We start from the raw sequence: 7732 nt of genomic DNA, 5'->3' as shown, positions 1-7732 counted from the left end.
TTCAAACGCTTCATCAGGAATCTGTTCGATGAGGTGGTGAATATGAAAGGCGATGTCATTTTCTTTTAATTTAATTTCTAAATCTAGGGGCAAAACCACTTGATTCATGTTATAATATTGAAACATAAGGATACCTCCGATAAGTTAATTTGGCTATATTTTAATTTTATCAGAAGGTATCCTTATTTGACTTCTGAAAACCAATAAAAAAGAGTGGTACCTTCACCAACATGTTTTGGTGGGTACCACTCTTTTCAATTTAGCCTACTGGGTTTTGTCCCAGCCTCTAGATGATTTTATTAGATTTTAAAATAGTGACGCTCAGGTCTGCCAACGACGCCATATGCGACTTCGGCCTTACATTTGTTTACAGAAATAAGAAATTCGAGGTAGCGCCTTGCCGTTGTTCGTGAAGCACCCATTCTTTCCCCGACTTGTTCTGCTGAAAGGCCTCCAGTAGCGTCTGTTAAAATACCTAACACTTTTTCTAACGTAATGGCATCGATTCCTTTAGGAAGATTATTGGTGTTTATTTTTTGGGACGTTTGACTTTTCCTAAACAACGAATCGACAAATTCTTGATCGACTTCTGTTTTCTGATCTAAAAGATTTTTATATTGAATATATTTCTTTACTACCTGAACGAAACGTTCCTTGGTCACTGGTTTGATTAAATAATTGAATACACCGTTTCTTATTGATTTTTCCAGTATATGTTTTTCTGTCGCGGCGGTAATCATGATAACATCCACATTAGGAAATTCGTTATGCAATGTCAAAAGCAAATTTGTCCCCAATTCATCCGGCATATAGACATCCAATAGCAGTAGGTCCACCTTTTCCTGTTTTAGTAATCTTAAAGTGTCAGAAGCATTTAGTGCTTTACCGACAACCATCACTTCGGGTATCTCGGATAAAAACCTCTCGTGTATATCGGCAATACGGAAATCATCTTCAGCAATGGCCACCTTGACCTGCTTCATAAGATTCACCTCCTGTAAATTTCGGCAAATAGACTGTAAAAACCGTCCCTCCCATTTTATTTTTCTGGACCTCGATTGTACCATTTAGTAATTCTACTGATTTCAATACATTCGATAGACCGTAACCTCTAGACTGATCACCTTTTGGCTTTGTGCTAAATCCTCTCGTGAAAATCTTAGGTAAATTTTCTTCCTTAATTCCACACCCATTATCACTTATTTCAAAGATAATATCGTTACCTAAATCTGTCGCAAAAAAAGTAACGACAGGGTGTTGACTATCCACGACGGCTTCAAAGGCATTGTCGATTAAATTCCCCAAAATTGTAATGAGATGCGATATTTTTATTTGCTCTGGCAAAACATTTAGAGAGCTATTGTTATCAATCCTAAATTCCAATTTCTTTTCGGAAGCCATGGCTAGTTTACCAAGTAAAATCGCCTGGACTTTTCGGTCATATATTTGGTCAAAAAGAATCCGATTCTGAAATTCATATGTTTCGGTCTCCTGCTGGATCATTTTTATCGCCTCATCGTACTCGCCTATCTGAAGAAGTCCTGACAAAACATAAAGTTTGTTTGTAAATTCATGGGTTTGAGCACGAAGGTCTTCGGAATATTTACGAACTTCGGATAATGTGTTCAGCATTTGTTCGATTTCGGTTTTATCCCGAAAGGAGGCGACGGCACCGACAACTTGTCCTTTATCAATGATAGGCTTTCGATTAACAATAAGTGTGTTATGTGGTAACACTAATTCGACATCGTGTTGGCTCTTTCCAGTTCTCAAAATATCATACATTTGTGTGTTTGGAATAACCTTTTCAATTTTTAAACCTGTAAAATCACCGTGGAAATTTAAAAGTCTCCGAGCGGTCTGATTCATGACGGTGATTAACCCGTTCTTATCAATGACTAAAATACCTTCTCTAACGGATTCTATGACCGCATTTTTTTCTTTATATAAAGCAGCAATCTGATAGGGTTCAAGGCCCATAGTATCCTTTCGAATATTTCGAGCTAAAAGACTGCTTCCAATAATAGCAATAATAAATGCTATTAAAGCAATACTGGCCACCTTTTTTGCATTATTAAAAATCTGCTGTTTTATATCCTGTTGCATAATTCCGACGGATACTATACCAATGATCTGACCATTGTCATCAAGGATTGGTGACTTTCCCCTTAATGATGGTCCGAGTGAACCTACGGCTCTGGAAATATAAGATTCACCCAGGACTAAAGCCCGATAATTGTCGCCGCCAACCATGTGCCTACCAATTCGATCGGGTATTGGGTGTGAATAACGAATCCCTTCTTTATTACCCACAACAATAAACTCAGCTCCTACTTGTTTGCGAATTTTTTCAACAATGGGTTGAATGATTTTTGCGGGGTCCGAAGTATAAAAAGCATTTTTTATACTTGGCATAAGTGCAATCGTCTTGGATAATTCAAGAACAAGACGGCCTTTTTGTCTTTCAATTTGTTCTTTTTCCATAACCGTAAAAATAGTAGTTAATGATATAATGATCAATAAAACGAGTGTCAACACCAATCCTAAAATTTTAGTTTGAAGAGAAATCCGAAACAGCTTCATCACATATTTCACCTGAGGCTACAAAATTAAAATAAGTTTAATAGTTCAACCATTATTACTAGTTCGTTACGTTCCCATTTAAATAGGACCCGGTTTTTTTATATTATAAATTAAATTTGAAAGTTGGTAACAATAAGAAACATCGAAAAATGTTCATTTAAATGTACTAACAAAACAAATACACAAAAATGTTTAATAGACCTCTAACTTTAACGCTTTAAACCATTGGGGGTCAGACCCCTTATACATACGACTTTTTCATCTAGGTTCAATCATAACGATAACTGAAACCCTTGATGGACAAGGGTTTTGGGGTGTGACCTTGCTTTAACGCTTTAAACTATTGGGGGACTGACCCCTTAAGAAGGCCTTAAATTTAATACTTTTGGCTGATGATGGGGATGAAGAAAATCCGGAACCCTTATTTGACAAGGGTTCCGGATTGTGATTTTGCTTTAGTACTTTAAATCATTGGGGGACTGACCCCCATACGGTTAGGCGGCTTTTTCTTGGGTTGGTTGTTTGATGGGGCTGCCGACAGGGAGAATTTGTCTGCCAGCGGTTGTGTTGATGACGACAGCGGCAGAGGTATAAAGGGCAAGGAGACCGCAAATTTCACCAATCCAGCCCCCGATTTGCTTAAAGCCGCCAACACCGAAGTCGCCGAGGGCGAGGAAGAGGAAGGTGATCCAAAGCGTCAGGAAAACGTAGAACAAGGCTTTATTGAGATAGAAGCTTCCGATCCACAGATAAAAAGTAAGAATGCCGAAAAATAGGAGATACCAGGCGACACCGGCAGCCGGTTCGGCTTTGACAATAAAATAGAATGAAATCCAGAAGGCGCCGTATGATGTAAAGGCTGTGGCACCGAAAGTGTTCCCTTTGCGAAATTCCCACATGCCCGCAAGAAGTTGGGCTCCCCCGCCATACGCAAGGGCTAGACCTAATACAACCCCCATCGCTGCGGCATCCAAAACACCCGCATTGATCAAACTTAAGATGCATGTCGTAATGCCAAAACCAGCGAGGCCGAGTGGGCCCGGGTCGGCAATTTTTACGCCATTTGCCATTGATCATACACCCCTTTTAACCATTAATGGACTTGCAGATTTGGCTCTTATTAAGTCAACACTTACTTTTTCATCCTGCATCGATCAAGCGGCCCATACTTAGGTCTGGTATTTACTCAGCTTTTTCAATTCCTCAATCACGCTTGGGTCAGCCAAAGTGGTCGTATCACCTAACACGCGCCCTTCTGCGATGTCGCGTAACAGTCGCCGCATGATTTTGGCGCTACGCGTTTTCGGAAGTTCCGCGGTAAAAATGATTTCTTCCGGTCGTGCCATTTTGCCAATGGCCTGCGCAACCGTTTCTTTGAGTTCAGCAACTAATTCATCGGTTCCTTGAACCCCTTCTTTTAACGTAACGAATGCTGTGATGGCTTGACCTTTGATCGCATCAGAGCGGCCGATGACCGCGGCTTCGGCAACAGCTTGATGACCGACAAGCGCGCTTTCGACTTCGGCGGTTCCAATCCGGTGGCCGGAGACGTTAATCACATCGTCCAAACGGCCCAAAATCCAGATATAGCCGTCTTCGTCCTTATGTGCGCCATCCCCCGGCAAGTACCAGTCCGGGAATTTCCCAAAGTACGTTTTTCGGAATCGTTCATCATCCCCCCACACCGTACGCAGCATAGAGGGCCATGGGTGTTTAATGACAAGCATGCCGCCGTTACCAGGTGCAACGGATTGGCCGTTTTCATCCACCACATCGGCGATAATACCGGGTAAAGGTTTGGTTGCCGCTCCCGGTTTCGTTGTCGTTAAACCTGGTAGTGGGGCAATCATGGCGCAACCCGTTTCTGTTTGCCACCATGTGTCCACGATCGGCACTCGGCCTTTACCGACATGCGTGTGATACCACATCCACGCTTCCGGGTTGATCGGCTCCCCAACTGTCCCAAGCAAGCGCAAAGAACTTAGATCATGTTTTTCTACATACTCCGGTCCCCATTTCATGAAAGTCCGAATGGATGTCGGGGCCGTGTAAAATGTTGTGACGCCATATTTTTCAATAATGGCCCAAAAACGATCGCGGTCGGGATAATCCGGCGCTCCTTCATACATCACAACGGTCGCACCAGCCGAAAGCGGTCCGTAGACAATGTACGTATGCCCTGTCACCCAACCGATATCGGCTGTGCAGAAAAAGATGTCGCTGTCTTTCAAATCGAAAACACTGCGCATCGATGTATGGACACCGACCATATAACCACCAGTCGTATGAACGATTCCCTTCGGTTTGCCGGTTGTTCCAGACGTATACAATAAATATAAAATGTCCTCGGCGTCCATTTTTTCCGGCGGAAATGGTTTCGTTGACGCTTTACCCATTTCATCGTCCCAATACAAGTCGCGTCCTTCGGTCATCGTATAGGTGGCACTGTCCCCTACTGCTTTTACAACTAAAACGGTTTCGATGGTCGTTCCCTCAACGGCTTCATCGGCAAACCTTTTTAATGGGACTTGATGGCCGCGGCGCCAGCCGGCATCTGCCGTGACGAGCAACTTCGCTTGGGCATCTTCAATCCGGTCTCTCAGAGATTTTGCCGAAAAACCGGCAAAGACAACCGTATGAATCGCACCAATCTTCGCACAGGCCAATAGCGTGATGGGAAGTTCCGGCACCATCGGCAAATAAACCGCAACCCGATCACCTTTTTGAACACCTAAATTTTTCAACATGTGTGCGGCTTTATCGACTTCCCGCCCGAGCATATCATACGTGTAAACCTTGCATCCCCCAAGTTCCCCTTCCCAAATAATGGCGGCTTTATTTTTGCGCGGGCCTTCACGATGACGATCAACGCAGTTATAAGCTGCATTCAGTTTTCCATCAACAAACCACTTCGCATGCGGGGGATCCCATTGGAGAACCTCTTTATAAGGCTCAAACCAAGAAATTTCTTCCGCCTGTTTCGCCCAAAAAGCTACGGGATCCTTGGCAGCTTCATCATAAATGTTGGGATCGTTAAAATTTGCTTGTGCTTTAAAGGCTTCCGATGGCGGAAAACGGCGATCTTCTTTTAGCAACGTATCAAGATAGTCAACTTCTGACAATACCTGTCACTCCTTTCCGATGTTTTGATGAGAGATTTGATAGCGCTTTCTACCATTAATATATTGCTAAATATTTTTTCAATGAACGAATTTTGCGTGAAAGGATTTTATTGTCCGAATGGTCGAAATAAGTGCCAGTTCGGTGATGATCGGTTCGTTTCATGAACCTCTTTGTAGCCGGCGGAATAACGTTTTGGCAGCTTTTTGGCTCACCGGAATTTTCACATCGCTCTTTTCCTTAAAAAAAATTATAGGCGCCGTTAAACCATGAAACAATTTCATGGATATAATCAGTTGCCATTTTAATCATCAAATATTTTGTTAAGGAGTATTTTGCCAAGAAACAATACAAGGCTTTTCGATTTCGCATTTACCCAAACCAAATGAAAAAACGTTGATAAGGAGAACCTTTAGTTGTACCATTAATCTCCACCCTAGCTTTGCTTGAGGATGGAGTCTTCAGCCATTGCTGTGATAAACGGCTACTCTTTCATGGGATAACAAAAACGGTGTACCCACTGACACTCAATGCAGTACACCGTATCTCGATAAGGGTATGGTTTATGACCGATTGCGCTGATTTACGAGAACATCATCAAGAAGAAAGTTGTTTTCTAGCGTTGCTTCTTCGACCTCGACGATTCGACGATCTTGGTAGTAGTTTGCTTTTGTGAATGGGTCACGTGCAAGTAAGGCTTCTGCTTCTTCTAGTGAGTCGGCTTTCAAAATCATGATTGCCGTTCCGTCTTTACAGGGACCACAAAAGGGTAATTTGCCCTGGCGTTTGAGTTCCCCCAAATATGAGACATGCCCCTGGATGAGTTCGTCCGTCATCAAATGCTTTTGCTTATTTGACAAATAAACGATGAATTGTCTGTTCATTACACGACCTCCTATAGCATCCGGTTCAATTTTTCAACTTGTTCCTTCAACTGTGCGAACTCTCCATTCAACAAGGTATTCAGTGCCTTGTCCGCTTCCACTAACAGTGGGTAAGCTTTATCGCATGCCTCATTTCCCGCATCGGTCAAACTGACCAATATCTCTCTCCTGTTACTGGGGTTCGAAACTCGGTTCACCAGTCCGCTGCGTTCCATACGAGACAGAAGTGTCGTGATGGTTGGGCGCTCCAGTTCAAGGAGATGGCTGATTTCGCTTGGACTTGCATATTCCTTGTCACGCAATACACCAAGTACGTAAACATAGGAGGGTGTTAGCCCAAGTGGCTTGAGAAAATTCCCATACCATGCAAAAACTTTCTTGCGTGCCTGTGTCAACTGGAATGCTAAACAGTTTGAATAGATCTCTCTATGTTCCATAATTTGTATACTAATAATTAGTATACAAATTTTCAAAGAGAAAATGACCCGACCTGGACTTCTGAACTGTTCTATGCCGAGGTTTTACCTGTGTTGAGGTTATGTCTGTAACGGAATATGTAAATGATCACCTTCATTTCTTTAGCCACACATTAATCACTGCGTCTTTTTATCCAGGTAAAATCAAGTTAAAATTCATGTACACGCAACAACTATCTTTAACTTGTATCGGGACAACTCAAGTTTAAAGGATTGAGGTTGCGTGTTTTTTATCAGAATTTTCCTCACACCCCAACAAATATTATAGAACCATCTTTATATACGTTAAAGAAAAAGAGAACAGCTTTCGCTGTTCTCTTCCATTTGCCCGGCAACGACCTACTCTCACAGGGGGAAGCCCCCAATTACCATCGGCGCTGAAGAGCTTAACTTCCGTGTTCGGGATGGGAACGGGTGTGACCTCTTCGCCATTGTCACCGGACAGATCTGATATTGAGCGTTCGACGCAAGGCTTAGCCTAGTCGAACTTCTTTTTCAGGTGCGTTTGCGCTCTGAAAACTGAAAACGAAGGTTTCGCGCATCTTTTTTTGGTTAAGTCCTCGACCGATTAGTATTCGTCAGCTCCACGTGTCGCCACGCTTCCACCTCGAACCTATCTACCTCATCATCTCTGAGGGGTCTTACTGGCTTATGCCATGGGAAATCTCA

General features: G+C 42.8%; 6 protein-coding genes and 2 rRNA genes. All 8 read right to left on the bottom strand.

From position 1 onward, the window contains the following. Positions 1-299 precede the first annotated feature (299 nt). Positions 300-983 (bottom strand): response regulator, encoded by a 684-nt coding sequence (locus H532_RS0113770; protein WP_027725949.1) that lies wholly within the window; start codon positions 981-983, stop codon positions 300-302. Continuing rightward, positions 955-2583 carry an ATP-binding protein gene (locus H532_RS0113765; protein ID WP_027725948.1) on the bottom strand — a complete coding sequence of 543 codons (1629 nt, stop codon included), beginning with the start codon at positions 2581-2583 and terminating at the stop codon, positions 955-957. Before H532_RS0113765 ends, H532_RS0113770 begins: the two co-directional genes overlap by 29 nt. A 494-nt stretch (positions 2584-3077) precedes the next feature. Then, positions 3078-3653, bottom strand: coding sequence for an acetate uptake transporter (locus tag H532_RS0113760; protein ID WP_027725947.1), 576 nt, complete (start codon positions 3651-3653; stop codon positions 3078-3080). A gap of 99 nt (positions 3654-3752) precedes the next feature. Further along, positions 3753-5705 (bottom strand): acetate--CoA ligase, encoded by a 1953-nt coding sequence (gene acs / locus H532_RS0113755; RefSeq protein WP_027725946.1) that lies wholly within the window; start codon positions 5703-5705, stop codon positions 3753-3755. A 561-nt stretch (positions 5706-6266) separates the two neighbouring features. Beyond that, a complete protein-coding gene (locus H532_RS0113745; RefSeq protein ID WP_038112573.1) occupies positions 6267-6587 on the bottom strand; it encodes a YciI family protein in 321 nt (106 codons plus the stop codon). Between the two features lie 11 nt (positions 6588-6598). After that, on the bottom strand, positions 6599-7024 hold the full coding sequence (locus tag H532_RS19005; protein ID WP_155995066.1) for a MarR family winged helix-turn-helix transcriptional regulator: 426 nt from the start codon (positions 7022-7024) through the stop codon (positions 6599-6601). A 365-nt stretch (positions 7025-7389) separates the two neighbouring features. After that, positions 7390-7505 (bottom strand): 5S ribosomal RNA (gene rrf / locus H532_RS0113735). Between the two features lie 106 nt (positions 7506-7611). Further along, positions 7612-7732: ribosomal RNA gene (locus tag H532_RS0113730) — 23S ribosomal RNA — on the bottom strand; the annotation flags it as partial.

Source organism: Tuberibacillus calidus DSM 17572 (assembly GCF_000430685.1).
Classification (GTDB): domain Bacteria; phylum Bacillota; class Bacilli; order Bacillales; family Sporolactobacillaceae; genus Tuberibacillus; species Tuberibacillus calidus.
Note: the sequence above shows the minus strand (reverse complement) of the source record. Positions and strands in the feature narration are given on the sequence as shown.

Excerpts from the sequence above, each read along its gene's own strand:
- H532_RS0113770 (WP_027725949.1), bottom strand. The coding sequence starts at position 983 with ATGAAGCAGGTCAAGGTGGCCATTGCTGAAGATGATTTCCGTATTGCC.
- H532_RS0113765 (WP_027725948.1), bottom strand. The coding sequence starts at position 2,583 with ATGAAGCTGTTTCGGATTTCTCTTCAAACTAAAATTTTAGGATTGGTG.
- H532_RS0113760 (WP_027725947.1), bottom strand. The coding sequence starts at position 3,653 with ATGGCAAATGGCGTAAAAATTGCCGACCCGGGCCCACTCGGCCTCGCT.
- H532_RS0113745 (WP_038112573.1), bottom strand. The coding sequence starts at position 6,587 with ATGAACAGACAATTCATCGTTTATTTGTCAAATAAGCAAAAGCATTTG.
- H532_RS19005 (WP_155995066.1), bottom strand. The coding sequence starts at position 7,024 with ATGGAACATAGAGAGATCTATTCAAACTGTTTAGCATTCCAGTTGACA.